The sequence below is a fragment of the Pseudomonas sp. M2(2023) genome (assembly GCF_030263955.1).
GTDB classification, from domain to species: Bacteria; Pseudomonadota; Gammaproteobacteria; order Pseudomonadales; family Pseudomonadaceae; genus Aquipseudomonas; species Aquipseudomonas asiatica.
The window spans coordinates 2,771,816-2,797,369 of the sequence record NZ_CP127114.1; the positions used below are offsets into that span (position 1 = coordinate 2,771,816).

Annotated in this window: 24 protein-coding genes and 1 pseudogene; 17 read left to right on the forward strand and 8 right to left on the reverse strand. The window is 64.3% G+C overall.

Annotation, left to right across the window (positions count from 1 at the left end; all coding sequences use genetic code 11):
* The first annotated feature begins 139 nt into the window (after positions 1-139).
* The 5 genes and pseudogenes from QN085_RS12870 (at position 140) to QN085_RS12890 (ending at position 5,688) form a co-directional block, all read left to right on the forward strand.
* Positions 140-448, forward strand: coding sequence for a DUF485 domain-containing protein (locus tag QN085_RS12870; RefSeq protein ID WP_004376242.1), 309 nt, complete (start codon positions 140-142; stop codon positions 446-448).
* A pseudogene (locus QN085_RS12875) lies at positions 439-2,007 on the forward strand (cation acetate symporter); the annotation flags it as partial. The gene QN085_RS12870 and the pseudogene QN085_RS12875, both read left to right, overlap by 10 nt.
* A 40-nt stretch (positions 2,008-2,047) precedes the next feature.
* Positions 2,048-3,280, forward strand: a complete 1,233-nt coding sequence (locus QN085_RS12880) for an OprD family porin (protein ID WP_031324467.1) — start codon at positions 2,048-2,050, stop codon at positions 3,278-3,280.
* A gap of 29 nt (positions 3,281-3,309) precedes the next feature.
* Positions 3,310-5,361 carry a phenylacetic acid degradation bifunctional protein PaaZ gene (gene paaZ / locus QN085_RS12885; RefSeq protein ID WP_023661130.1) on the forward strand — a complete coding sequence of 684 codons (2,052 nt, stop codon included), beginning with the start codon at positions 3,310-3,312 and terminating at the stop codon, positions 5,359-5,361.
* Positions 5,362-5,517: 156 nt separating this feature from the next.
* Positions 5,518-5,688 carry a hypothetical protein gene (locus QN085_RS12890; protein WP_156155236.1) on the forward strand — a complete coding sequence of 57 codons (171 nt, stop codon included), beginning with the start codon at positions 5,518-5,520 and terminating at the stop codon, positions 5,686-5,688.
* Positions 5,689-5,943: 255 nt separating this feature from the next.
* Here QN085_RS12890 and QN085_RS12895 read toward each other — a convergent pair whose 3' ends face one another.
* Together QN085_RS12895 and QN085_RS12900 are read right to left on the reverse strand one after the other, a co-directional pair.
* The gene (locus tag QN085_RS12895) at positions 5,944-6,201 is read right to left on the reverse strand and encodes a DUF6555 family protein (protein WP_013972621.1); all 258 of its coding nucleotides are present in this window, start codon (positions 6,199-6,201) and stop codon (positions 5,944-5,946) included.
* Between the two features lie 167 nt (positions 6,202-6,368).
* On the reverse strand, positions 6,369-6,578 hold the full coding sequence (locus QN085_RS12900; protein WP_003259459.1) for a con-10 family general stress protein: 210 nt from the start codon (positions 6,576-6,578) through the stop codon (positions 6,369-6,371).
* 279 nt (positions 6,579-6,857) lie between these two features.
* Between QN085_RS12900 and QN085_RS12905 the strand changes: the two genes are divergently transcribed.
* Positions 6,858-10,640: a CheR family methyltransferase gene (locus QN085_RS12905; RefSeq protein ID WP_023661128.1), complete on the forward strand. Its 3,783-nt coding sequence runs from the start codon at positions 6,858-6,860 to the stop codon at positions 10,638-10,640.
* Positions 10,641-10,721: 81 nt separating this feature from the next.
* On the forward strand, positions 10,722-11,120 hold the full coding sequence (locus QN085_RS12910) for an NUDIX hydrolase (RefSeq protein WP_031324466.1): 399 nt from the start codon (positions 10,722-10,724) through the stop codon (positions 11,118-11,120).
* A 108-nt stretch (positions 11,121-11,228) separates the two neighbouring features.
* On the opposite strand, the gene QN085_RS12915 is transcribed toward QN085_RS12910, so the two are convergent.
* Positions 11,229-11,780 carry an ATP-dependent Clp protease proteolytic subunit gene (locus QN085_RS12915; RefSeq protein ID WP_031324465.1) on the reverse strand — a complete coding sequence of 184 codons (552 nt, stop codon included), beginning with the start codon at positions 11,778-11,780 and terminating at the stop codon, positions 11,229-11,231.
* 22 nt (positions 11,781-11,802) lie between these two features.
* Positions 11,803-12,177: a low affinity iron permease family protein gene (locus tag QN085_RS12920; RefSeq protein WP_003259456.1), complete on the reverse strand. Its 375-nt coding sequence runs from the start codon at positions 12,175-12,177 to the stop codon at positions 11,803-11,805.
* A gap of 165 nt (positions 12,178-12,342) precedes the next feature.
* Between QN085_RS12920 and QN085_RS12925 the strand changes: the two genes are divergently transcribed.
* From QN085_RS12925 to QN085_RS12945, 5 genes are read left to right on the forward strand one after another with little or no spacing between them, the layout of a single operon-like run.
* A complete protein-coding gene (locus QN085_RS12925; protein WP_023661126.1) occupies positions 12,343-13,260 on the forward strand; it encodes a DUF72 domain-containing protein in 918 nt (305 codons plus the stop codon).
* Positions 13,257-14,042: an endonuclease/exonuclease/phosphatase family protein gene (locus QN085_RS12930; RefSeq protein ID WP_023661125.1), complete on the forward strand. Its 786-nt coding sequence runs from the start codon at positions 13,257-13,259 to the stop codon at positions 14,040-14,042. The genes QN085_RS12925 and QN085_RS12930 overlap by 4 nt, the downstream gene beginning before the upstream one ends.
* A complete protein-coding gene (gene clsB, locus QN085_RS12935) occupies positions 14,039-15,241 on the forward strand; it encodes a cardiolipin synthase ClsB (RefSeq protein WP_013972627.1) in 1,203 nt (400 codons plus the stop codon). Before QN085_RS12930 ends, clsB begins: the two co-directional genes overlap by 4 nt.
* Positions 15,241-16,188, forward strand: a complete 948-nt coding sequence (locus QN085_RS12940) for a lysylphosphatidylglycerol synthase domain-containing protein (RefSeq protein ID WP_013972628.1) — start codon at positions 15,241-15,243, stop codon at positions 16,186-16,188. Before clsB ends, QN085_RS12940 begins: the two co-directional genes overlap by 1 nt.
* A gap of 34 nt (positions 16,189-16,222) precedes the next feature.
* Positions 16,223-16,651 carry a hypothetical protein gene (locus QN085_RS12945; RefSeq protein ID WP_023661124.1) on the forward strand — a complete coding sequence of 143 codons (429 nt, stop codon included), beginning with the start codon at positions 16,223-16,225 and terminating at the stop codon, positions 16,649-16,651.
* A gap of 193 nt (positions 16,652-16,844) precedes the next feature.
* On the opposite strand, the gene QN085_RS12950 is transcribed toward QN085_RS12945, so the two are convergent.
* Together QN085_RS12950 and QN085_RS12955 are read right to left on the reverse strand one after the other, a co-directional pair.
* Positions 16,845-17,069, reverse strand: a complete 225-nt coding sequence (locus QN085_RS12950) for a metallothionein (protein ID WP_023661123.1) — start codon at positions 17,067-17,069, stop codon at positions 16,845-16,847.
* On the reverse strand, positions 17,066-17,530 hold the full coding sequence (locus QN085_RS12955) for a hypothetical protein (RefSeq protein WP_038409647.1): 465 nt from the start codon (positions 17,528-17,530) through the stop codon (positions 17,066-17,068). Before QN085_RS12955 ends, QN085_RS12950 begins: the two co-directional genes overlap by 4 nt.
* 128 nt (positions 17,531-17,658) lie before the next feature.
* On the opposite strand from QN085_RS12955, the gene ligD reads away from it, so the two are divergent.
* From ligD to QN085_RS12980, 5 genes are read left to right on the forward strand one after another with little or no spacing between them, the layout of a single operon-like run.
* On the forward strand, positions 17,659-20,151 hold the full coding sequence (ligD, locus tag QN085_RS12960) for a DNA ligase D (protein WP_024087138.1): 2,493 nt from the start codon (positions 17,659-17,661) through the stop codon (positions 20,149-20,151).
* Positions 20,152-20,205: 54 nt separating this feature from the next.
* Positions 20,206-21,249: an acyl-CoA dehydrogenase family protein gene (locus QN085_RS12965; protein WP_024087139.1), complete on the forward strand. Its 1,044-nt coding sequence runs from the start codon at positions 20,206-20,208 to the stop codon at positions 21,247-21,249.
* Positions 21,246-22,001 (forward strand): PIG-L deacetylase family protein, encoded by a 756-nt coding sequence (locus tag QN085_RS12970; protein ID WP_013972634.1) that lies wholly within the window; start codon positions 21,246-21,248, stop codon positions 21,999-22,001. The genes QN085_RS12965 and QN085_RS12970 overlap by 4 nt, the downstream gene beginning before the upstream one ends.
* A gap of 11 nt (positions 22,002-22,012) precedes the next feature.
* A complete protein-coding gene (locus QN085_RS12975) occupies positions 22,013-22,612 on the forward strand; it encodes a class I SAM-dependent methyltransferase (RefSeq protein WP_024087140.1) in 600 nt (199 codons plus the stop codon).
* On the forward strand, positions 22,609-23,268 hold the full coding sequence (locus tag QN085_RS12980; RefSeq protein WP_013972636.1) for a glycosyltransferase family 2 protein: 660 nt from the start codon (positions 22,609-22,611) through the stop codon (positions 23,266-23,268). The genes QN085_RS12975 and QN085_RS12980 overlap by 4 nt, the downstream gene beginning before the upstream one ends.
* 363 nt (positions 23,269-23,631) lie before the next feature.
* Here the strand turns inward: QN085_RS12980 and ku are convergent, their stop codons facing one another.
* Positions 23,632-24,453, reverse strand: a complete 822-nt coding sequence (ku, locus tag QN085_RS12985; protein WP_015270347.1) for a non-homologous end joining protein Ku — start codon at positions 24,451-24,453, stop codon at positions 23,632-23,634.
* Between the two features lie 74 nt (positions 24,454-24,527).
* On the reverse strand, positions 24,528-25,433 hold the full coding sequence (locus QN085_RS12990) for an SDR family oxidoreductase (RefSeq protein WP_023661553.1): 906 nt from the start codon (positions 25,431-25,433) through the stop codon (positions 24,528-24,530).
* Between the last annotated feature and the right edge of the window lie 121 nt (positions 25,434-25,554).

Here is a 25,554-nt window from a genome sequence, read left to right on the forward strand (position 1 = left end):
GCTCCCACAGGGACTGCACAAGACCTGAGAGCAGCGCCCTACCTGTGGGAGCGGGTTCACCCGCGAAGAGGCCATCAGCAACACCGCAACACCCGCGTGACCTCAACAAAACAATTACAACACCCAGAGATCGCAACCCATGACACCCGAACGCATCGAAAGCATCGCCAACCACCCCGACTTCCAGCACCTGGTGCAGCGCAAACGCCGCCTCAACGGCAGCCTGACCCTGGCCATGCTGGTGATCTACTACGGCTTCGTCCTGCTGGTGGCGTTTTCCCCCAGCACCCTCGGCCAGTCCCTCAGCGGTGGCGTGACCACCGTTGGCATGCTGGTGGGGGTGCTGATGGTACTGCTGTCCTTCGCCTTGACCGGCATCTACGTGCACCGCGCCAACAACGTGCTCGACCCGCTCAACGACAAGGTCAAGCAGGAGTGCGCACAATGAACTGGACTGCCATCTCGATGTTCATGGTGTTCGTCTGCTTCACCCTGCTGGTCACCCGCTGGGCTGCCATGCGCACGCGCTCGGCCAGCGATTTCTACACCGCCGGCGGGGGCCTGACCGGCATGCAGAACGGCTTGGCGATCGCCGGCGACATGATCAGCGCCGCCTCGTTCCTGGGCATTTCGGCAATGATGTTCATGAACGGCTATGACGGCCTGCTGTATGCCCTGGGCGTACTGGCCGGCTGGCCGATCATCCTGTTCCTGATCGCCGAGCGCCTGCGCAACCTGGGCAAGTACACCTTCGCCGACGTGGTCAGCTACCGCCTGGCGCAAACCCCGGTGCGCCTGACCTCGGCCTTCGGCACCCTGGTGGTGGCGCTGATGTACCTGGTGGCACAGATGGTCGGTGCCGGCAAGCTGATCGAACTGCTGTTCGGCATCAGCTACCTGTACGCGGTGATGCTGGTCGGTGTGCTGATGGTCGCCTACGTCACCTTCGGCGGCATGCTCGCCACCACCTGGGTGCAGATCATCAAGGCGGTGATGCTGCTGTCGGGTACCAGCTTCATGGCCTTCATGGTGCTCAAGCATTTCGGCTTCAGCACCGAAGCGATGTTCGCCAGCGCCGTGGCCGTGCATGCCAAGGGCCAGGCGATCATGGCCCCGGGCGGCCTGCTGTCCAACCCGGTGGATGCCATTTCCCTGGGCCTGGGCATGATGTTCGGTACTGCCGGCCTGCCGCATATCCTGATGCGCTTCTTCACCGTCAGCGATGCCAAGGAAGCGCGCAAGAGCGTGTTCTATGCCACCGGGTTCATCGGTTACTTCTACCTGCTGCTGATCGTCATCGGCTTTGGTGCGATCGTCATGGTCGGCACCGAACCGTCCTACCGTGATGCCACCGGCGCCATTATCGGCGGCGGCAACATGGTCGCCGTGCACCTTGCCCAGGCCGTAGGTGGCAATCTGTTCCTCGGCTTCATCTCCGCCGTGGCCTTCGCCACCATCCTGGCAGTGGTCGCGGGCCTGGCGCTGTCCGGTGCATCGGCGGTTTCCCACGACCTGTATGCCTGCGTGGTGCGCCAGGGCAAGGCTAGCGAGCAGGAGGAAATGCGCGTGTCGCGTATCGCCACGCTGCTGATCGGCCTGCTGGCGGTCATCCTCGGGCTGATGTTCGAGTCGCAGAACATCGCCTTCCTCTCGGGGCTGGTGCTGGCCGTGGCCGCCTCGGTCAACTTCCCGGTGCTGCTGCTTTCGATGTTCTGGAAAGGCCTGACCACCCGCGGCGCAGTGTGCGGCAGCATGGCCGGCCTGGTTTCGGCGGTGCTGCTGGTGGTACTGGGCCCGGCGGTGTGGGTCAACGTGCTGCATCACGAAGCGGCGCTGTTCCCCTACAGCAACCCGGCACTGTTCTCCATGAGCCTGGCCTTCCTCGGCGCCTGGGTGTTCTCGGTCACTGACAGCTCCGAACGCGCCAACCAGGAACGTGGCCGCTACCTGGCCCAGTTCATCCGTTCCATGACCGGAATCGGCGCCGCCGGCGCCAGCAAGCACTGACTCTCAGGGAAGAACAACCATGTCGGGTAAAACAACAACAATGAACCGCACGCACTTCATTTCGGCCGCCTGGCTGGCGACCCTCGCCTTGCCGATGCCGGCGATGGCAGACTTCATCGGCGACAGCCACGCTCGGTTGGAGCTGCGCAACCATTACCTCAACCGCGACTTCCGCCAAAGCAATGCACCGCAGGCCAAGGCCGAGGAATGGGGCCAGGGCTTTACCGCCAAGCTGGAGTCGGGCTTCACCGAAGGCCCGGTCGGCTTTGGTGTCGACGCCATGGGCCAACTGGGCATCAAGCTCGACTCCAGCCGCGACCGGCGCAATACCGGCCTGCTGCCTTTCGGCCCGAACAGCCATGAACCGGTCGACGACTACAGCGAACTGGGCCTGACCGGCAAGGTGCGGGTGGCCAAGAGCACCCTGCGCCTGGGGACCTTGCAACCGATCCTGCCGGTGGTGGTGTACAACGACACCCGCCTGCTGGCCTCCACCTTCCAGGGTGGCCTGCTCACCAGCCAGGACCTGGCCGGCCTGACCTTCAACGCCGGCCGCCTGACCAAGGCCAACCTGCGTGATTCCTCGGGCCGCGACGACATCGGCTACGGCGCCGCCAGCAGCGACCACCTGGACTTCGGCGGCGGCAGCTACGCCATCACCCCGCAAACCAGCGTCAGTTACTACTACGCCAAGCTCGAAGACATCTACCGCCAGCAGTTCGTCGGCCTGATCGATACTCGCCCGCTGGGCGAAGGCCTGAGCCTGCGCACCGACCTGCGCTACTTCGACAGCCGCAACGACGGCGCCGAGCGTGCCGGCAACATCGACAACCGCAACTTCAACGCCATGTTCACCCTTGGCGTACGGGCCCACAAGTTCACCGCCGCCTGGCAGCAGATGTCCGGCGACAGTGCCTTCCCGTTCGTGAACGGCGGCGACCCGTTCACCGTCAACCTGGTCACCTACAACACCTTCACCCGCGCCGGGCTGGACTCGTGGCAGGTGCGCTACGACTACGACTTCGTCGCCATGGGTATCCCCGGCCTGAGCTTCATGACCCGCTACACCGATGGCCGCCACGCCGAAACCGCCACTGTCAGCAACGGCCGTGAGCGTGAGCGCGACACCGACATCACCTATGTCATCCAGAGCGGCCCGTTCAAGGACGTCAGCCTGCGCTGGCGCAACGTCACCTTCCGTTCCGGCAATGGCCTGACCAACGCCGTGGACGAAAACCGCCTGATCATCGGCTACACCGTGGCGCTGTGGTAACAGCGCCCCCCTCTACATTGGAGAACAGCATGTCTGCCGCCCCTACCCTGCAAAGCTTCATCGCCGGCCGCTGGCTTGGCCAGCACGGCGCCCAGGCCCTGCGTAGCGCCCTGGATGGCCACGTCCTGGCCTACAGCCACGAAGAGCGCCCGGACTTCGCCGAAGCCGTGGACTTTGCCCGCGCCCGTGGCCTGGCCACGCTGATGGCCATGGACTTCCAGCAACGCGCTGCCCGCCTGAAGGCACTGGCCCTGTACCTGGCCGAGCGCAAGGAGCAGCTCTACGCCCTGTCCCACCACAGCGGTGCCACCCGTGCCGACAGCTGGATCGACATCGAAGGCGGCAACGCCACGCTGTTCTCCTATGCGGGCATCGGCAGCCGTGAACTGCCGTCGGGCAATCTGGTGCACGAAGGCCCGGCCATCCCGCTGGGCAAGCAAGGCCATTTCGCCGGCAGCCACATCCTGGTGCCGCGCGCCGGCGTGGCGGTGCACATCAACGCCTTCAACTTCCCCATCTGGGGCATGCTGGAGAAGTTCGCCCCGACCTTCCTGGCCGGCATGCCGTGCATCGTCAAGCCGGCGACCTCGACCAGCTACCTGACCGAGGCCGTGGTGCGGCTGATGAATGCATCCGGGCTATTGCCCGAAGGCAGCCTGCAGCTGGTGATCGGCAGCACCGGCGACCTGCTCGACCGCCTGCAAGGCCAGGACGTGGTGACCTTCACCGGTTCCGCCGACACCGCCGCCAAGTTGCGCGTCACGCCGAACCTGGTGCGCAACTCGGTGCCGTTCACCGCCGAAGCCGATTCGCTCAACTGCGCCATCCTCGGCCCGGACGTGACCCCGGACAGCGAAGAGTTCGACCTGTATATCAAGGAGGTGGTCCGCGAAATGACCACCAAGGCCGGCCAGAAATGCACCGCCATCCGCCGCGCCATCGTACCGGCCAGGCACATCGACGCGGTTGCCACGCGCCTGCGCGAGCGGCTGGCCAAGGTGGTTGTCGGTGACCCGTCGCTGGAAGGCGTGCGCATGGGCGCCCTGGCCTCCCACGACCAGCAGCACGATGTGGCCGAGCGAGTGCGCAGCCTGCTGCAGAGCTGCGACCAGCTGTTCGGTGCCAGCGATGGCTTTGCGCCGCGTGGCGAGGGCGTGGCCGAGGGCGCGTTCTTTGCTCCGACCTTGCTGCAGGCCCGTGACCCGCATGCCGAAGGCGGTGCCCACGATATCGAAGCGTTCGGCCCGGTCAGCACGCTGATGGCCTATGACGACCTCGATGAAGCCCTGGCGCTGGCCGCGCGGGGCAAAGGCAGCCTGGTGGCGACCCTGGTTACCGCCGACCGCAGCGTGGCAGCCAAGGCCATTCCAGTGGCTGCCGCCTGGCACGGCCGCCTGCTGGTACTCGACAGCGAAGCGGCCAAGGAATCCTCCGGGCATGGCTCGCCATTGCCGCAACTTAAGCACGGCGGCCCGGGCCGCGCTGGTGGTGGTGAAGAGCTGGGTGGCCTGCGTGCCGTCAAGCATTACCTGCAGCGTGCCGCAGTACAGGGTTCGCCGAGCATGCTGACGGCGGTAACCGGCGAATACGTGCGCGGTGGCGAAGTGATCGAAACCGAAGTACACCCGTTCCGCCGCTATTTCGAGCAGTTGCGCATCGGCGAGTCGCTGCTCACCCACCGGCGCACCGTGACCGAAGCCGACCTGGTCAACTTCGGTTGCCTGTCGGGTGACCATTTCTACATGCACTTCGACGAGATCGCCGCCAAGGAATCGCAGTTCGGCAAGCGCATCGCCCACGGCTATTTCGTGTTGTCGGCAGCGGCCGGGCTGTTCGTCTCCCCGGGTGCAGGCCCGGTACTGGCCAACTACGGCCTGGATACCCTGCGTTTCATCAACCCGGTCGGCATCGGCGACACCATCCAGGCGCGCCTGACCTGCAAGCGCAAGATCGACCAGGGCAAGACCAGCCCGCTGGGCCAGCCCCAGGGCGTGGTGGCGTGGGATGTGGAGGTGACCAACCAGCTGGGCGAGCTGGTCGCCAGCTACGACATTCTCACCCTGGTGCTGAAACAGCCCTGACAGTGCCGTTGGTCAGGGGCGGTGGATATCCAACCGACCGCCCCTGGCTGTTGCCGCTCTCATTCAATGAGGGGTGGTCAATGGCTTCGCCTCTCACTCCTGTATTGGGCCCGCCTGATCGCGGGCCTTTTTTTCATCGAGAGCGAGGGTTGCGAGATGAAAGAGTTTACTGCGATGGGTGGCGGCAGCGCACAGGATGACTGGCCGGAGCTCGAGCCGGACCGGCGCAATGACCGGGCAGATGACCCGGATGCCGACCCCAATGTGACTGAAGACGAAGAAAACCGCCCGGGCGTACCGGCCAGCGACCCCGAGTCCGGTGCCTGACCGTCATGCAGACGGTCTGCGCGATCCCCTGTGGGAGATTGCCCAGCCCTTTGGGTCGCGCTTTCGCACAGATAACTGAATTCGCAAGCGATCCTCGTACCCTGTGGGAGCGGCTTTAGCCGCGAAGAATCCAACGCGGTGCATGGCACCGGCTGCGCCGGTGTTCGCGGCTAAAGCCGCTCCCACAGAGGATCGTGCCAACTTTTAGAATTTGAGCAGGATATTTGTTCCCGCACGGATTGTGCAGTCGGGGAATCACATTGTCGCCGCAGACTGGTTCGGCTTGCCGCCGGATACCCGCCAGCTCACCGCGGTAATCCCGTAGCGCTCGGCCATCGGCCTGCTGACTTTCCTGATTTTTTCGCGCCCGAACTTCGGAATGATGCCGATGCCCGCATCACAACTTGCCCAATGCCAGGCCTCGGCGTTGTCCAGCGTCTCCAGACGGATGATGAAACTGCGCGGCTTGCCATGCAGTTGGTAATCGATGATGTACAGCTGTGGGCCAGGCATCGCAGGGGCCTCCTCTTCTCCATGGATGACACCCTGATTGATCGGGGTACGGCCAGAAGATTCAAAAAAATGTCGAGCAACAGGTACCAAAGGCCATTGCAGCCTCGGTACACAGGAGGTGGCCGGCACCCGGCACTGCGGGTACCGGGTGCCCAGAAGCATTCAACTCACTGTTGGCGGCCCCCGCCGTGGCTGTTCTGGCCGCCCTTGCGACCGGCCTCCGATGCCCGTTGGCGGTCGTTGGCGAAGTTGCCGCCAGAAGCCTGCCCACCCTTATGCCCCGCGCGGGAGGCCCGTTCCCGGTCATTGGCAAAATTGCCAGGGTTGGTTTCCTTGGTGCCGCCGCGCTGGCTGGTTCGCTCTTGATCCTGCGCCATGTGGTATCTCCTTGCGATGGATTGGCTGCTCGCATGGATGTTTGCCATGCCTTGGTTCCGAGCCGCCGATCACAGACTTTGCTCAATGGTTTTGCCAGCAACTGACCAACGGCACCAAACGTGTGTCGGCAAAAGGTTCGGGCGGCGGATGCAGGCGGGTCGCACTTTCCTTCGCAAGCAGAGGTCTCAATAGCATGGCGACGGCCTATAATCCCGCCACACACACGCCCGATGATGCTGCTGAGGGCTGAACGTTCCGGTCTGCACAAGGCTCCGTCCATGAAGTCGTCCCCCAAGCAACCTGCCTCGCCCCAAAACCCGGCACTCAGCACCAGCCACCTGGATTTCCCGGTGGTGGGCATCGGTGCATCGGCAGGCGGCCTGGAGGCGATCTGTACGCTGTTCCGGCAAATGCCCAGCGATTGCGGCATGGCCTTCGTCGTGGTCCTGCACCTGTCCCCCGACCACCAGAGCGTCGCCGACCGCATCATCCAGGACACCACGCAAATGCCGGTGCGCCAGGTGACCGAGCCGGTGCCGATCGAGCGTAACCATATCTACGTGATTTCACCGGCCAATCGCCTGTCCACCAACGACGGCTACCTGCGGGTGACCCCGGCCAACCGGCGCCGTGGCGACCACGTGGCCATCGACCTGTTTTTCCGTGACCTGGCTGACGTGCACAAGGACCACGCCTTCTGCGTGGTGTTGTCCGGTACCGGTGCCGATGGCGCCGTGGGCCTGTCGCGGATCAAGGAGCAAGGCGGTGTGACCCTGGCGCAGACACCGGACGACGCCCAGTACGACAGCATGCCCCGTGCCGCCATCGAGACCGGCATGGTCGACCTGGTGCTGCCGGCGGCAGAAATGCCGCAGAAGCTGCTGGAGCTGTGGCGCAATGCCCGCCAGGTCCGGCTCCCGGAAATCGAGGACGACACCCTGCCTCCGGCCTTGGGCACCCGTGTCGGCGATGCCCAGGCCAGCGAGCCGATGCTCGAAGAGATCCTGCTGCAGTTGCGCAGCAATACCGGCCACGACTTCCAGCACTACAAGCGCGCCACGGTACTGCGACGCATCGAGCGCCGCCTGCATGTGACCGGCCAGGCAGACCTGGCGGCCTACCTGCATTACCTGGAACAGCACCCAGCGGAATCCCGGGCGTTGCTGGCCGACATGCTGATTGGCGTGACCAATTTCTTCCGCGACCGCGAAGCCTTCGAAGCCCTGGAGCGCCATGTGCTGCCGCAGCTGGTCTGCGAACGCGACCCGGCCGAGGGCGCGGACGAGATACGCGTGTGGTCGGCCGGCTGCTCCACCGGCGAAGAGGCGTACAGCCTGGCCATGCTGGTTTGCGAGCAGCTGGCACTGGAGCAGCGCTCACACAAGGTGCAGGTTTTCGCCACCGACCTGGACGAACGCGCCATCGGCATCGCCCGCAGTGGCTCATACCCCGAGGCGATCGTCACCGACGTGCCGCCCAGCCGGCTGCGCCAGTTCTTCGTCAAGGAAGACCAGCATTACCGGGTGCGCAAAGAGGTTCGCGAAAAGGTGCTGTTCGCCCGGCACAACCTGCTGTCGGACCCACCGTTCTCGCAGATCGACCTGATTGTCTGCCGTAACCTGCTGATCTACCTGGACCGCGAGGTGCAGCGTGACATCCTGCAGATGTTCCACTTTGCCCTGCGCCCGGGTGGCTACCTGTTCCTCGGTTCGTCGGAGTCGGCCGACGTGGCCAATGAACTGTTCGCCCCGGTGGACAAGCGCAATCGCATTTTCCGCGCACTCGATGCCAGCAATACCGGCCGCCGTTCCGGCCGTCAGCTGCCCGGCACTTCTGCCGCCGGCAGGCCCCAGGAAGCGCTGGCCAAGGCCAAGCCGGGGCGCAAGCCATCGTTCGCCGACCTGCACTACCGCGCCCTGGCGCGTCGCATGCCGCCCAGCCTGATCGTCGATATCGATGGCAATATCCTGCACATGAGCGAAGGCGTGGGGCGTTTCCTGCAAGTGGCCGGTGGCGAACCGAGCCGCAGCTTGCTCAACCTGGTGCTGCCGCCCCTGCGCCTGGCCCTGCGCAGCACCTTGTTCCAGGCGCGCCAGGGGACCGAGGCGGTCACCTCGCGCCCTGTCGACCTGGCGGAAACCATGGGCAAGCTGCAGGTGGAAATCACCGTGCAGCCGTACAGAGACGACCTCAGCGGTAGCGATTGCCTGCTGGTGGTATTCGAGGAGCGCGCGCCTGATCCGTCCCTGCCGATGCCTGGTGTCATCCGCCAGACCGACAGCATGGTCTTGCACAACCTCGAGCGCGAACTGCAGCGTACCCGCCTGCAACTGCAGGAAACCATCGAGCAGTCAGAGGTCTCCAGCGAGGAACTGACGGCTTCCAACGAAGAGATGCAGGCCATCAACGAGGAGTTGCGGTCGGCCAGCGAAGAGCTGGAAACCAGCAAGGAAGAGCTGCAGTCGATCAACGAGGAGTTGCTCACGGTCAACTACGAGCTGAAGAACAAGGTCGAGGAAACCGACAAGGTCAACGACTACCTCAGCAACCTGATCGCCTGCACCGAGATCGCCACGGTGTTCGTCGACCGCAACTTGCATATCCGTTGGTTCACGCCGCGCGCCACCGACCTGTTCAACATGCTGCCGGTCGATACCGGCCGTTCCCTGCTCGACATCACCCACCGCCTGGATTACCCGGCTCTTGCCGACGATGCCCGCGCCGTGGCTCAGGGCGAGGCCATCATCGAGCGTGAAATCGGCGGCCAGGGCGATCACTGGTACCTGGCGCGCCTGCTGCCCTACCGCTCCAGCGAACAGAAAATCGACGGCACGGTGCTGACCTTCATCGACATCAGTAGCAGCCATGCCGCCGAAGAGCGCGTGCGCCTGGGCGAAGAGCGCCTGAGCAAGCAGCTGGCCGAGACGCAGAGTACCAGCCACATGAAGGACGAGTTCTTCGCCGTCATGTCCCATGAACTCAAGCACCCGCTCAACCTGATACAGCTCAATGCCGAAATCCTGCGCCGCCTGCCGTCGCTGCGGAACATCAGTGCAGCGAGCAAAGCCGTGGGTACCATCTGCGACGCGGTAACCAGCCAGGCGCGGATCATCGACGACCTGCTGGATGTGGCGCGCATTCGGACCGGCAAGCTTAAGCTCAAGACCGGACCTGTGGATCTGCTCGCCCTCCTGCAGGGCATCCACGATGTGGTGGTGAGCGAGCAACGCCCCTGCCCGGTTCGCCTGGAGCTGCCCGCCGACACCCTGCCGGTGATGATCGAAGGTGACGTTACCCGTCTGGAGCAGATCATCTGGAACCTGCTCAACAACGCGCTGAAGTTCAGCCCAGCGGGCAATGAGATACGCCTGGTGCTGAGCCACGACGAAGACCACGCGCGGCTGCAGGTGATCGACCATGGCGTAGGCCTGAGCCACGACAGCCTCGAGCACATCTTCGACCTGTTCAGCCAGGCTACGCCGCAACAGGCCAGCCACAGCCGCGAGGGCCTGGGCATCGGCCTGTCGCTGGTACGGCAACTGGTCGAGGCGCATGGCGGTACCGTACGCGCCAAGTCACCGGGGCTTGGCCTGGGCTGCACCTTTGAGGTCACCCTGCCACTTTGCGATACGCAACTCCCGCAGCGTGAGCAAGGCTCGGAGCCACTGAGCGAGGGCCGCCTTAATGGAATTCGCGTGTTGCTGGTGGACGACTCCGTAGAAGTGCTGGCGGTAATGCAGGAGCTGCTGGAAATGGAGAGCGCCACTGTCAATGCCTTCAGCAAGCCACGTGAGGCCCTGGACGCCGCTGCGGGTGAGGAATACGACATCATCCTGTCCGACATCGGCATGCCGGTGATGGACGGCCATGCGTTGATCAAGGCCCTGCGTGGCTACGTGCACCTGCGCCATACCCCGGCCATCGCCCTGACCGGTTATGGCGCCAGTGCCGACCAGTACAAGTCGCGCCAGTCGGGCTTCGACCGGCACCTGAGCAAGCCGGTGGGCTATGACGAGCTGGTGGAGGCCATCGAGGCGCTAAGCGGCTCGGTGCCCTACTGACCGTTGGTCGCTTTCAACGCAACGTTCATTGCCGCCGGGGGCCGAATCTACATGGAATGAGGGATTCGCCCGGGAGCCTGAATGAAACCAGTCAAGCATCGCGCAACGATCATCTGTCGGCATGGCAAACAAACCCATAAATGGCTGTGGGTGAGAAAGCCCAACGCCGCCTGGACCCTGCCCGGCGGCAAGATAGAGCCCGGCGAGACGCCAATACAGGCAGCGGAGCGTGAATTGCTTGAGGAAACCGGGTTGCAGGCAGAATCGCTGACCTTGTTGATGCGCCATGAAGCGGCAGAGCGCATGCATTATGTGTTCGAAGCGGAGTTCGCCGGCGCCCCGCATCCCAAGGCGCTGCATGAAATTGCCGATTGCCGGTTCGCTCACCCGGACCACGTGCCCATGCTCAAGGACGAGATCAAGCTGCTGATCCGCTCGTTGCTGGCGTGTGACCGGGCAATGGCAGCGTCGGTCAGATAGATCTTCTTGACCTGTGCCGGCCCTTTCGCGGGTGAACCCGCTCCCACAGGTTCGGTGGAATGCCTGTGGGAGCGGGTTCACCCGCGAAAGGGCCGGCACAGGAATCAGCTAGGCATGCACACTCCACTGACACGCCTCCACCTCGATCGGCATCTCGTCTATGGCATGGATCATCCCGTTCGCCAGGGCCTCCCGGGGCCCGAGTATCCGCGGGTAGGCCATCAGATACCGTGGTACATCCAGCACCTCGTCCGCCCCTTCGGTCCGCTCGGCGACGATTTGCCCGTACAGCCGCAGGTCATAATCCAGGCTCATCGCATATTCAGCCATGCGTGAGTGGTCGACCGAGCCATGCAAGGTCCAGTGGAAAGGATGAAACAGGAACTTGCTGTAACTGCATGCCGTGCGCCGTTCCCCGGCCAGGAAGATGATGTTGCCCATGGATTCCACCGTGCCCAGGTTGTGGGTATGCACCTCGACCGGTAACGCCCGCAGAAAGTTGTACAAGGTAAACCCGTAGCTGCACTCGCCGCCCATGGTGGCGATGTTCAGTTGCAGGACGTCGGCGCCCTGCTGCAACGCCCGCGAACAGGTGTTGATCAGGTTGCCGCAGGTGGATGAATTGATAGGCCCGGTGAAGTGGACGATATGTCTGGCCATGCTTGCCTCCAGTGTTGGCAGGTCATTCCTTGGTTGAATGCGCATCGTCACCCTGCCCGGCCATCTGCCGGTATTGCTTGCGCAGGGCATGCAGCTCGGCCGGATCCATGTCTTCAAGGTCCAGCAGCGCCTTGTGCGCCTTTTGGGTGGTGCGCAACAGCTCATCGATCTTGATGTGCAGTTCGTCGTTGTCGCGGTTCTGGGTGTTCTGGATCAGGAACACCATGAGGAAGGTGATGATGGTGGTCGAGGTGTTGATCACCAGTTGCCAGGTGTCGTTGAAGCCGAACAGCGGCCCGGTCACTGCCCAGATCAGGATCAGCAGGCAGGCGATGCCGAAGGTCAGCGGGCGGCCGGCCCAATTGGCCAGCCATTGGGCGAAACGGTCGAATTTCATCCTGGTGCCCTTCCTCGTAGCAGGTATGCGGTGGAAACGCCGCGGGCCGCAAAGTTCCACGCCGCATCAGCCTTTTCCGTTGGTCAACCGTGCTGAACCCTGGCCGCTGTTCACCAGTCGCACCTTCAGAGTGACCGAACAAGGACTGGCAATGAGGAAGGCAGCGTGAGCGATATCCGCATCGGCATCTCCGGTTGGCGCTACGGCCCGTGGCGCAAGGATTTTTACCCGAAGGGCCTACCCCAGGACGACGAACTGGCGTTCGCTTCGCGGGCGGTCAACAGCATTGAAATCAACGGCTCGTTCTACAGCCTGCAAACACCCGAACGCTACCAGGGCTGGCATGACCAGACGCCGCCCGGCTTCGTGTTCGCGGTAAAAGCCCCGCGCTACATCACCCATGTACGCCGGCTCAAGGACATCGAAGAAGCAGTGGCCAATTTTTTCGCTTCCGGGCCGCTGCTGCTCGGCAAGAAGCTCGGGCCATTCCTGTGGCAGTTTCCACCCAACATGAAGTTCGACGAGGCCCGCTTCGCCCGTTTTCTCGAACTGTTGCCGCACAGTCGCAAGGCTGCCCGCGAATGCGCGCAGGGGTGTGCGCAACGGCTGCGGGACAACGGCAGCACCGATATCAAGGGCAACGCTCGGCTGCGCCACGCTGTGGAGATCCGCAACGAAAGCTTTTTGTGCGAAGCCTTCATCAAGCTGCTGCGCAAGCACCGGGTAGCGCTGGTCGTGGCCGACAGCGCCGGGAAATGGCCGTATGTCGAAGACCTTACCGCCGACTTCGTGTACATGCGCCTGCATGGCGATGTCGAGCTGTACAGCAGTGGCTATACCGCCCAGGCGCTGCGGCGCTGGAAGCAGCGCATCCAGCACTGGAGCCAGGGCCGCCAGGCCGACGATGCCCAGCTGGTGGTACCTGGGCCGCCACCACGGCGCGCTGCCCGGGACGTCTACTGCTATTTCGACAACGACCAGAAAGTCCATGCGCCTTATGACGCCCGGCGCCTGTTGCAGAAGCTGTCGCTTGACCATGAACTGATGACCGAGCCTGGCGTGGTGCCGGAGGTGACCCTGTGAACAGGACCCTGCCTGCCCCGCACGGCATCATCGACAAGATCACCGCCGTGCGTCGGCTGAATGTGCTGACGTTGAACGTGCACAAGGGCTTCACCTTCTTCAATCGGCGCTTCATCCTGCCCGAGTTGCGCGAAGCCGTGCGCGCCACCGGCGCCGACCTGGTGTTCCTGCAGGAGGTGCACGGCAGCCACCAGCAACATGCCCTGCGCCACCCGGCCTGGCCGGATACGCCACAGTACGAGTTCCTGGCCGACAGCATGTGGCCGCAGTTCGCCTACGGCCGCAATGCGGTGTACCCCCATGGGGACCACGGCAATGCGCTGCTGTCGAAATTCCCCATCAGCCGCTTCGACAACCTGGATGTCTCGGTGCAGGGCAACGAGCAGCGCGGGCTGCTGCATTGCCAGCTGGAGGTGCCGGGCCATGACCACGTGCATGCGGTGTGCGTGCACCTCGGCCTGCGCGAGGCCCATCGGCAACGCCAGGTAAAGCTGCTGCTGGACCTGCTCGACAGCCTGCCGCCCAAGGCGCCGGTAATCATCGCCGGCGATTTCAACGATTGGCGGCTGAAGGCCGATGCCGTGCTGAGCGAACACCTGGTAGAGGCCTTCGGCGAACATTTCGGCACCCCGGCGCGCAGTTTTCCGGCGCGTCTGCCGCTGTTGCGCCTGGACCGCATCTACCTGCGCAATGCCATGCCCGGCACGGCCCAGGTGCTGTCCAAGTACCCGTGGTCGCACCTTTCCGACCACGCCCCTCTGGCTGCGGAGATCAAACTGTGAACCGACCCTGGGTAGACGGCAACAGCGTGCAGTTGCTGATCAATGGCGAGCAATACTACCCCCGCGTGTTCGAGGCCATGGCCCAGGCACGGGAGGAAATCCTGCTGGAGACCTTCATCATTTTCGATGACAAGGTTGGGCAGCAGTTGCAGCAGGTGCTGATCGATGCCGCCCAACGCGGCGTGCGTGTCGAAGTGGCCGTGGATGGATACGGCACGGCCGATCTGCCCGACTCCTTCATTGCGGCCATGACCGATGCCGGGGTCAGTTTCCACGCCTTCGACCCTCAGCCAAGGCTGGTGGGCATGCGCACCAACCTGTTCCGGCGCCTGCACCGCAAGATCGTGGTCGTCGATGGCGAGCGGGCCTTCATTGGCGGCATCAACTACAGCGCCGACCACCTGGGCGACTTTGGTGCCATGGCCAAGCAGGACTATGCCGTGGAAGTCGCCGGCCCGGTGGTGGCGCAGGTGCATGCCGCCAGCAAGCGCTTGATGTCGCCGGTGCTGCAGCCGCCCAGCGCGGTACGGCCGCTGACCGAGCCTGCCGGTACCTGCAGCGCCGTGCTGGTCGAGCGCGACAACGGGGTGCGCAGCACCGATATCGAAGCCCACTACCTGCAGGCGTTTCGCAGCGCCCGGCAGCGCATCGTGGTGGCCAACGCGTATTTCTTCCCGGGCTACCGGTTGATGCGTGAACTGCGCAATGCGTCCCGGCGTGGCGTGGAGGTGCGGCTGATCCTGCAGGGCCAGCCAGACATGCGCTGGGTGCGGGCGCTGTCGCGGCTGTTGTACAACTACCTGCTGCGCGATGGTGTGGCCATTCACGAGTATTGCCAGCGGCCGCTGCACGGCAAGGTGGCGCTGGTGGACGATGAGTGGGCCACGGTCGGCTCCAGCAACCTGGACCCGCTCAGCCTGTCGTTCAACCTGGAAGCGAACCTGTTCATCCGTGACCGTGCCTTCAACCAGCAGCTCAACCAGCACCTGCAGCAGCTGGCCCACGAACAATGCAAGCCGGTCACCCTGGAACGCATGGTTCGCGGATACTGGTGGCGGGCGCCGTTGATATTCGTGTGCTTCCACGTGATCCGCCATTTCCCGCGGATTGCCGGCTGGTTCCCGGCGCACCGCCAGCACCTGCGCTCGGTGCAGCCGGAGGCCGAGGCACAGGGTGACTACCACGAGGGCCAAACCTGATGGCGCGTAAGAACTGGCAAACCTGGGGCAAGCGGCTGTTCACCCTGGCATTCCTGATCCTGATCCCTGCGCTATTGTACCTGCTGGCGCGCAACCTGGACTGGAACGAGGTGCGCCAGTCGTTGCTGGCCTACAAGCCCGGCACTCTGGCCATAGGCCTGGCGCTGGCCGGGTGCAGTTACCTGACGTTCGCCAGCTACGACCTGCTGGCCCGAGCCTACACCGGCCACCACCTGCCGGCACGCCAGGTTTTGCCAGTGGCTTTCGTGTGCTATGCCTTCAACCTCAACTTCACCACCTGGGTGGGTGGCGTTGCCTTGCGCTACCGGCTGTACAGCCGCCTGGGCCTGGACACGGCTACCATCACCCGCATCCTCACCCTGGGCCTGCTGACCAACTGGATGGGCTACATGCTGCTGGCTGGCACCGTGTTCGCCTTGCGCCTGGTCGAGCTGCCCGCCAACTGGGCGGTCGGTGCCAGCGGCCTGCAACTGATCGGCGTGGTGTTGCTGGCGATTGCCGCTGGCTACCTGCTGGCCTGTGGCTTCGCCAAAAAGCGCACCTGGCGCTGGCGCGACCATGAGGTAACGCTGCCGTCGCTGCGCCTGGCGCTGTGCCAGGTGGTACTGGGTGCCAGCAACTGGGCGCTGATGGCGCTGCTGATCTTCTGGTTGCTGCCTGGCGAAGCCTTTTACCCGTCGATTCTTGGCATCCTGCTGATCAGCTGCGTTGCTGGTGTGGTTGCGCATATCCCGGCCGGGCTGGGTGTGCTGGAAACGGTGTTCCTGGCCCTGCTGCATGGGCAGCTTGCCCAGGGCACGCTGGTGGCGGCCCTGCTGGGCTACCGCACGCTGTACTACCTGGTGCCGCTGTTGCTGGCGGTGCTTGTCTACCTGATCCTCGAGAAACGCGCCAAGGCCATGCGCCGGCGCGACAAGCCTGCCTAGACCTGACAAGGGCCATTGGCCCGGGAGGTGGCAAATGCGTGGCGCTGTCTTGAAGCCGATGTTGATACTGATGATGGCCAGCCTGCTCAGCGGCCAGGCCCTGGCCGAAGCCTGCAACGTGCTCACTCGCTCCTCCAGCGAGGCGGTAACGCCGGTGGAGCGACACAGCTGCTACAGCTACAGCAACCTGCCCGCCGAAGCGATCAACTGGTCGTGCAGCAATGAGAGCAAGGACATGCTCAACAGCGAAAAGCACAAGGTCGCGCGCTGTGCCGATGGCAGCGTTGGCAGTTGCATCGCGCCATTGACCCAGGAGGCATTGGCCAACCCCAAGGCAACTGGCGGTGACAAGCCGTCGTTGCCCAAGGATGCGCGGGTAATCACCTACTACTACGACACTCCCAGCCTGGGCCAGGCCCGCACCGATTGCGAGCGTAGCAACGGCATCTGGCAGACTCACTGATTCTGCAGGCTCGCGCGCTGCTTTTTGTGGGAGCGGCCTTGCGTCGCGAAAGGGCCGCAGCGCGGCCCCAGGATTTCAGCTTCGCACGGAAAATTGCCGGGGCCGCTTTGCGGCCCTTTCGCGACACAAGGCCGCTCCCACAGGATCATCACAGCCCTATAGACCTATGCAGAACCTATGGGACGGCGATGTTTCAGGGCGAGATCGGGTCACTCGCCGGGAAAGTCTCGTCCAGCGCATTGTCCACGGCACTTTCCTTGGTTTTTTCCCCGCAGTGGCAATCCGGCATCCGGCACGGCTCGCCATTGCGATGCCCGTTGGCACAGGCCTCGCAGCAATACACCTTGCCTTCGAGCCGCAAGGCATTGGCATCCACGGTGCAGGAACAATCTGCACAGGCACAACGCAACTCGTTCATGGCTTGCTCTCCTCGTCATCGATCACATCATCGGTCCACGGTTCGCCATCAAGCGGTGCGGAGCGGGCCAGTTCGGCTTCGTCCAGGCCTATGCCGCCGCCAATCTCATTGGCCTCTACCCGCCTAAGGGTCTTGTCTGCAGGGCCACCGCTGCCACCGGGTTCGTGCGGGTCACGGGCACCGGTCTCGTCCAGCAAGGTGTCCGGGCTCAGGTCGTCGTAGGTGACGTTGTCCTCGTGCAGGCTGTCGCTCAACGCCTCGCCGCCAGTCATGCCGCTTTCGGCCACGCGCCGGGGCGGGAACTCGCGGGCCACGTCCGCGGCCGGTCGCTCGTCACCCGCACGCCCCTCGCGCTCGTCCAGGCGCTCGTCGAAGTCCAGTTCATGCACGCTGCCCATGCGGTCTTCGGTGTCGTCGATTTCAGTGGGGGTATAGGGCTTCGGTTTATCTGTTCGGGCCATGTGCGTTCTCCGTCAGGTGGCTTCATTCGGTCGACTGCACTTGCTGTTTGAAGATTCAGAGTTTTTTTGAACTACCGCCCGGGCCGTTGCCTCCCAGATTAGAGACTGCGAATCGCCCGGAGCCCGCCATGGCCAAGCCCCTGCAGGAATATGCGCGCAAGCGCGACTTCAATGCCACGCCCGAGCCCAGCGGCAAGCGCAGCCGTGGCAAGCGGGCCCACGCGCTGCAGTTCTGCATCCAGAAGCACGATGCCAGCCACCTGCACTACGACTTCCGCCTGGAACTCGATGGCACGCTGAAAAGCTGGGCCATCCCCAAAGGGCCGTCGCTGGACCCCAAGGTGCGCCGCCTGGCCGTGCACGTGGAGGACCACCCGCTGGACTACGCCGACTTCGAAGGCCATATCCCCGAAGGGCATTACGGCGCGGGCGACGTGATCGTCTGGGACCGGGGCATCTGGGAGCCCGAAGGTGATGCGCATGAGGCCTATGCCAAGGGCAAACTGCGTTTCCGCCTGCAAGGCGAAAAGCTCGGCGGTGTATGGAACCTGTTCCGCACCCACCTGGCCGGCAAGAAGGAGCAGTGGATGCTGGTCAAGTCGCACGACAGCCAGGCGCGCAGCGAAGCCGACTACAGCATCGTCGACGCCCAGCCCGACAGCGTGCTCAGCGACCGCACGCTGGTGCCGCGCAAGCCGACAGCAAAAAAGGCCGCCGCGCCACGTCGCAAAGCCGCCAGCAAAGGCCGGAAGGTGCCGTTGCCGGCGCAGCTGCAGCCACAACTGGCGACCTTGGTCGACTCCCCGCCCAGTGGCGACTGGCGCTACGAGGTCAAGTTCGACGGTTACCGCATCCTTGCCCGCATCGACGGTGATGACGTGCGCCTGTTCACCCGCAATGGCCATGACTGGAGCGGCAAGATGCCCAGGCAGGTTGCCGCTTTGCGCGCGCTGGGCCTCGATTCGGCCTGGCTCGATGGCGAGGTGGTGGTGGCTGGCGAAAACGGCGCGGCGGACTTCCAGGCGTTGCAGAACGCTTTCGACACCGAGCATGACGAGCACATCACCTATTACCTGTTCGACCTGCCCTTCCTGGGCAGCCAGGACCTGCGCCAGTTACCGCTGCAGGACCGGCGCGACACCTTGCAGCGCTTGCTGGAACACAACGAATCGGACGTACTCAAGTACTCCGCCGACTTTGACCAGCCGGTCGAATCCCTGCTCGACAGCGCCTGCCGGCTGCAACTCGAAGGCCTGATCGGCAAGCGCGTCGACAGCCCCTACAGCGGCCGCCGCAGCCCCGACTGGATCAAGCTCAAGTGCAAGCAGCGCCAGGAGTTCGTAATCGTCGGCTACACCGACCCCAAAGGCAGCCGCAGCGGCTTTGGTGCCCTGCTGCTGGCCTTGCACGACAACGACAGCGGCGAGTTGCGCTATGCCGGCAAGGTCGGCACCGGCTTCAGTACAACCACGCTGGCCAGCATCCATGCCCGGCTCAAACCATTGGAAACCGCCAAGCCGGCCCTGCCCAAACCGCCCACCGGGGCCGAAGCCCGGGGCGTGCATTGGCTGAAACCGCAACTGCTGGCCGAAGTCGCCTATGCCCAGATGACCCGTGACGGCATCGTGCGCCACTCGGTGTTCCACGGCCTGCGCGATGACAAACCGGCTACCGCCATCGACCTGGAGCGCAGCATGCCCGCCAAGACCCTGCCCAAGCGCAAGCAAGCCAAGGCCCCCGAGGCTTTGGGCGAGCTGCGCCTGACCCACCCCGAGCGGGTGGTCGACGCCACCAGCGGCGTTACCAAGCGCGAGGTCGCCGAGTACTACGCCGCAGTCAGCCAATGGATATTGCCCCAGCTCAAGAATCGCCCGGTGGCGCTGGTACGTGCACCGGACGGGCTGGCCGGGGAGCTGTTCTTCCAGAAGAACGCCGGCCAGTTGCATCTGCCCAACGTGCTCAGCTATGACAAGGCCGAGGCCGGCCAGGCGGCGATGGTCATCAATCGCGCCGACACCTTGATCGGCGCAGTGCAGATGAACATGCTCGAACTGCACACCTGGAACGCCACGGACAAAGACTTCGACAAGCCCGACCGCTTCGTCCTCGACCTTGACCCGGACCCGGCACTGCCGTGGAAGGCCATGCTGGAAGCCACCCAACTGGCCCTCACCTTGCTGGATGAACTGGGCCTGAAGGTGTTTCTCAAGACCAGTGGCGGCAAAGGCATGCACCTGGTAGTGCCCCTGACCCGGCGTGCCAGCTGGGATGAAGTCAAGGCATTCAGCCACGGCATCGTCGATTACCTGGCCAGGTTGTTCCCCGACAGGCTCAGTGCCGTGTCCGGGCCCAAAAATCGCATCGGGCGCATCTTCATCGACTACCTGCGCAACGGCAAGGGGGCTACCACCGCCTGCGCGTATACCCTGCGCGCCCGCGAAGGCCTGCCGGTATCCGTGCCGATCTGGCGCGAGGAACTGCCGCAACTCAAGGGCGCCAACCAGTGGAACATCGGCAATGTGCTTGAACGACTGGGCGATGTCGACGACCCCTGGGCCGATTATGGCAAGACCAGGCAATCGATCACCGTGGGCATGCGCAAGCAGCTGGGGCTGGCCTGATGACGGCTTGCCTGCAGCGCTACGCCCGCAATGCCTCACCAAGGAGCCGAGCCCATGAGCATTGTCCAGGATTTTGACCTGACCAACCTCGATCGCCTGTTGCGAGCCTTCGGCGAGCGGCAGCAACCGCTCAACCTCGATACCCAGTTGCCGCAGCTGATTCAGGCACTGCAAGCCGACCACCTCGACCTGCTGCCCCTGCCCGGCCAGGGCAATACGCTACGGCGCTGGCAAACCCTCGCCCGGGTGGCAGGCTGTGACCTGGCCTTGGCCAAGCTGTACGAGGGCCACACCGACGCGTTGGCGATCCTTGCCGAATGCGCGGCTGCACACCACGCTGCCGAGGGTATATGGGGCGTGTGGGCCGCCGAACCGCCGGATGCCCGCGCCTGCATTGTCGCCCGTGATGGCGACCAGGTCCGCCTGGAGGGTCGCAAGGCCTGGTGTTCGGGCGCACTGCAGATCGACCGGGCGCTGGTCACGGCCTGGGACCAGCATGACCAACCCCAGCTGGTGGCCATCGAACTGTCCCATCCCAGCCAGGGCCTTGTCATAGACCGCTGGCAGGCCATTGGCATGGCCACCACCGCCAGTGTCGAAGTCGAGTTCAACCACACCCCTGGCATCGCCATCGGCCGCCCCGGGCAATACTTGTCACGCCCCGGCTTCTGGCATGGCGGTGCTGGCATTGCAGCCTGCTGGTACGGCGCCGCCGAGGCGTTGGCCGATTACCTGCGCGAACACTGCCGCAACCCCCGCCCCGACCCACATGCCGACGCTCACCTGGGCGCAGTCGACGCCGCCTTGTACGGCGCCAGGGCGGCACTGCGCGAATGCGCGGCATGGATCGACCGCCAGCCAGGCGCAGACGCCAGCTTCGAAGTGCGCCGCACCCGCGCCCAGGTGGAACAGGCCGTTGAACAGGTGATTCACCACGTTGGCCGGGCGCTGGGCGCCACTCCTTTCTGCCGTGACAACCACTTTGCCCGGCTGAGTGCCGACTTGCCGGTGTTCCTGCGCCAGAGCCATGCCGAGCGCGACCTGGCGGCGCTCGGGGAGCAATTGGCAAAACAGCCGGCGGGAGTCTGGCAACTATGAGCGAGAACCTGATCCAGGCGAACAGCGGTACACCGTGGGCGGACTGGCAGCAGGCCGCGCACCTGGCCAGGGCCACCTGGATCACCCCTCAGCAATTGTGCCCGCCGGGCCGCCGCCTGGTGCTGCTGGCACCGCACCCCGATGACGAGATTCTCATGGCCGGCGGGCTGCTGGCGGGCTTCCACGGCCGGGAAGACGACCTGGTGTTGATCTCCGCCACCGATGGTGAAGCCAGCCACCCTGGCTCTACCCACTGGAGCGAACGCCGCCTGCGCCGGCAAAGGCCATTGGAGAGCCACCATGCCCTGCAACAGCTTGACCTAGACCTCGGCCGCCTGGACTGGCGACGGCTCCACCTCAAGGACGGCGCGTTGCCACGTGACGAGGCATTTCTGCTCAACCACCTGAGCCAGTTGCTCAGGCCTGACGACCTGCTGATGGCTACCTGGAGCGGCGATGGCCACTGTGACCACGAAGCCGTAGGCCGGGCTGCCGCGCAGGCGGCCCGGATGCGCAAGGCGCAATGCCTGGAAGTACCCGTGTGGGCGTGGCACTGGGCACGACCGGACGACCCGCGTCTGCCGTGGCCGCGTGCCCACCGCATTCAGCTGGACGAGGCCCGCCTGGCCCGCAAGCGCAAGGCCCTGGCCGCCCATGTCAGCCAACTCGAACCGGACGGCCAGCGCCCGCCCGTACTGCCGCCGAACTTGCTGGATTGTCTGCTGCAACCTTTCGAACTGGTGTTCCTGTAAATGGAGTTGTCATGAGCCTCGACCCACAGTATTTCGCCGACCTGTACGCCACCAGTGAAGACCCTTGGGCCTTTCGCACCCGCTGGTACGAAAAGCGCAAGCGCGAGCTGGTCATGGCCTGCCTGCCGCGCCAGTGCTACCAGCGCGTGTTCGAGCCCGCTTGCGCCAATGGCGAGCTCAGCGCCTTGCTGGCCGAGCGTTGTGCCAACCTGGTGTGCCAGGACCTGGACCCTACTGCGGTAGCGCTGGCCGGTGAACGCTTGGCTGGGCTGCGCAATGTCTCGGTGGAACTGGCGCGGCTGCCGGCGGACTGGCCAGGTGGGCGTTTCGACCTGATCGTGCTGAGCGAGGTGGGTTACTACCTAGACCCGACCGACTGGTTGCAGGTGATCGAACAGTCGGTGGCCAGCCTGACCTACGACGGCGGGCTGCTGGCCTGCCACTGGAAGCATCCCATCGTCGGCTGCCCGCAGGACGGGCGTGAAGTGCACCGCATGCTGGCCCGGCACCTTCCGCTGTATCTGCAGTTCCAGCATGACGAGGCGGACTTCTTGCTGGAGTACTGGTCCTCTCAGCCCAGCGTGGTCGACCTCGATGAGACCTGCCCATGATTGCCGTGGTGATCCCGGCCCACAATGAGGCCCGGCGCCTTGGGCGCTGCCTGCGGGCAGTACAGGCTGCCGCCCTGCAGGCGCAGCAGGCGGGGCACCAGGTGGAGGTGCTGGTGGTGCTGGACCGCTGCAGCGATGGCAGCGCCGCCGTGGCAAGGCGGTTCGGTGTACAGGTGCTGACCGTGGATGCCGGCAACGTCGGTATGGCCCGCCGGGTGGGCGCGGCATACATGCTCGAGCGCGGCGCGCAGTGGCTGGCGTGCACCGATGCCGACAGCAGGGTGCCGGCGCACTGGCTGCTGTCGCAACTGGCCTGCAGGGCCGAGGTAGTGTGCGGCACGGTGCACGTCGAGTACTGGCAACCCTGGCAGACAGCGGCCTTGCGCAAGCTGTACCACAGCCGTTACCAGGCACATGAAGGGCATCGGCATGTGCATGGGGCCAATCTGGGAGTGTGTGCCGACGCCTATGATCGCGTGGGCGGCTTCCAGCCACTGGCGGCGCATGAGGATGTGCAACTGGTCAGCGACCTGCAGGCCAGTGGTGCGCAGATCGTATGGACCGCCAGGCACAGCGTGGCCACCAGCAGCCGGCGCGACAGCCGCGCCCGCGAAGGGTTTGGTGATTATCTGGCGGGGTTGCAGACTCAGATCTGATGCTGGTTTGCAGGCGGCGCGTACCCTGTGGTAGCAACTGTCTTGCTCAAATTCTAAAAGTTGGCGCGATCCCTGTGGGAGCGGCCTTGTGTCGCGAAAGGGCTGCAAAGCAGCCCCAGCAATTTCAACTGTTGCGCATCAATCCTGGGGCCGCGTTGCGGCCCTTTTGCGACACAAGGCCGCTCCCACAGGTACAGCGACAACCTCGAGAGCAACGCTGTACCTGTGGGAGCGGCTTTAGCCGCGAAGAATTCAACGCGGTGCATGGCACCGGCTGCGCCGGTGTTCGCGGCTAAAGCCGCTCCCACAGGGGGCCGCGTTATGTACAGTTCCATGCGAGCTGGCTTGCGGGGACGATCTCTTTCACGACGCCTTGCGTGTCTTCTTCGCCGGCTTCTTGCCACCGAGGCTGCGCTTGAGCAGTTCGGTGAGGTCGAGGATGTCCGCGCCTTTCCCTGCTTCCGTCGCCTCGCCCTTCTCCACGGTCTCGATCTTGCCCTTGCTGGCCTTTTCTTCCACCAGGTCCATGATGGTCTGGCGAAAGGCATCGTGGTAATCCGCAGGCTTCCACTGCCCGCTCATGTCTTCGACCAACCGCTTGGCCATGTCCAGTTCGCGCTTGTCCACCTTGGCCTCGGTGACGCTGCTGTCCAGCTCCAGCGTTTCCAGCCCACGCACTTCTTCAGGCCAGCGCAAGGTGATCATCACCAGTGCATCATCCAGCGGCCGCAACAACGCCAGGTGCTGGCGGGTGTGCAGCACCACCGTGGCCAGCGCCACCTTGCCGGTCTTCGCCAGGGTTTCGCGCAGCAAGGCGTATACCTTGCCGCCACGGCGGTCGGGGGTAAGGTAATACGGCGTGTCGAAGTGCTGCAGCGGGATCTCGCCAGCCTCCACGAAGGAGAAGATATCGATCGTCTGGGTCGCCTCGGGCCGGGCCTTGCGGATTTCCTCCTCGCTGATCACCACATAGCGGCCCTTCTCGAACTCGACGCCCTTGACGATGTTGTCCTTGTCGATTTCCTTGCCAGTGACCTTGTTCACCCGCTTGTAGCCGACCGGCTCCATGCTGCGCTTGTCGAGCCAGTCGAAATCGACCCGCTCGGTGCGCACCGCGGTATTGAGGGCCACGGGGATATGCACGAGACCGAAACTGATGGCGCCTTTCCAGATTGCCCTAGCCATTGAAGGTGCTCCCAGGGTTGCCTGCCAATACCTGAATCGACTGCAACGGGCGGCGAAGGTTTAGCCGCCCCGCCCTACGGCAGCGGGTTGCCGCCGGTCACGCCGAACACCTCGCCGGTGATGTAGCTGGACTCCTGGCTGGCCAGCAACACATACACCGGCGCACACTCTGCGGGTTGCCCCGGTCGCTTCATCGGCGTTTGTGCGCCGAACTCGGGGATTTTCTCCGGCGGTTGGCCGCCACTGGGCTGCAACACGGTCCAGATGGGCCCCGGGGCCACGGCATTGACCCTGATGCCGCGCTCGATCACCTGCTTGGCCAAGGCCTTGGTGAAGGCGACGATCGCGGCCTTGGTGGTGGCATAGTCGAGCAAGGTGGCCGAAGGCTGGTAGGACTGGATCGAGGCGGTATTGATGATTGTCGCCCCCGCCGGCATCAGCGGAACAGCTGCCTGGCACAGCCAGAACAGCGCGTAGACGTTGGTTTTCAGGGTGTGATCGAACTGTTCGTGGCTGATCTGGCTGATGTCCTTGCGCGCCTCCTGCTTGCCGGCGACGTTGACCAGGATGTCCAGCCCGCCAAGTTGCTCATGGGCCTGGTCGACCAGTTCCTTGCAGAAGTGCTCATCCTTCAGGTCACCGGCAATTGCCACCACCTTGCGGCCTTCGGCTTCAATCAGCTTGATGACTTCGCGGGCATCGGGTTGCTCGATGGGCATGTAGTTGAGGGCAATGTCGGCACCCTCACGGGCAAAGGCGATGGCCACTGCACGGCCGATGCCCGAATCCGCACCGGTGATCAGCGCCTTGCGCCCTGCCAGGCGGCCAAAACCCTTGTAGGTGGTTTCGCCGTGGTCTGGCTCGGGCTGCATGTTGGCATCCAGCCCCGGTGCTGGTTGGCCTTGGGCCGGGAATGGTGGATGCGGGTACTGGGTCAGCGGGTTCTGCATGCTGAACTGGTCGTGGGGTTTGTTAGGCATGGGGGCGTCTCCTCTGGTGTACCGGTGTTGGCCCATTCGCGGGCTTGCCCGCGAAGGCCGTCCTACCGTTTTCGAGGAGAGCCCTCATCGATGGTTTTTTTCGACTGGCCCAAACACCGAC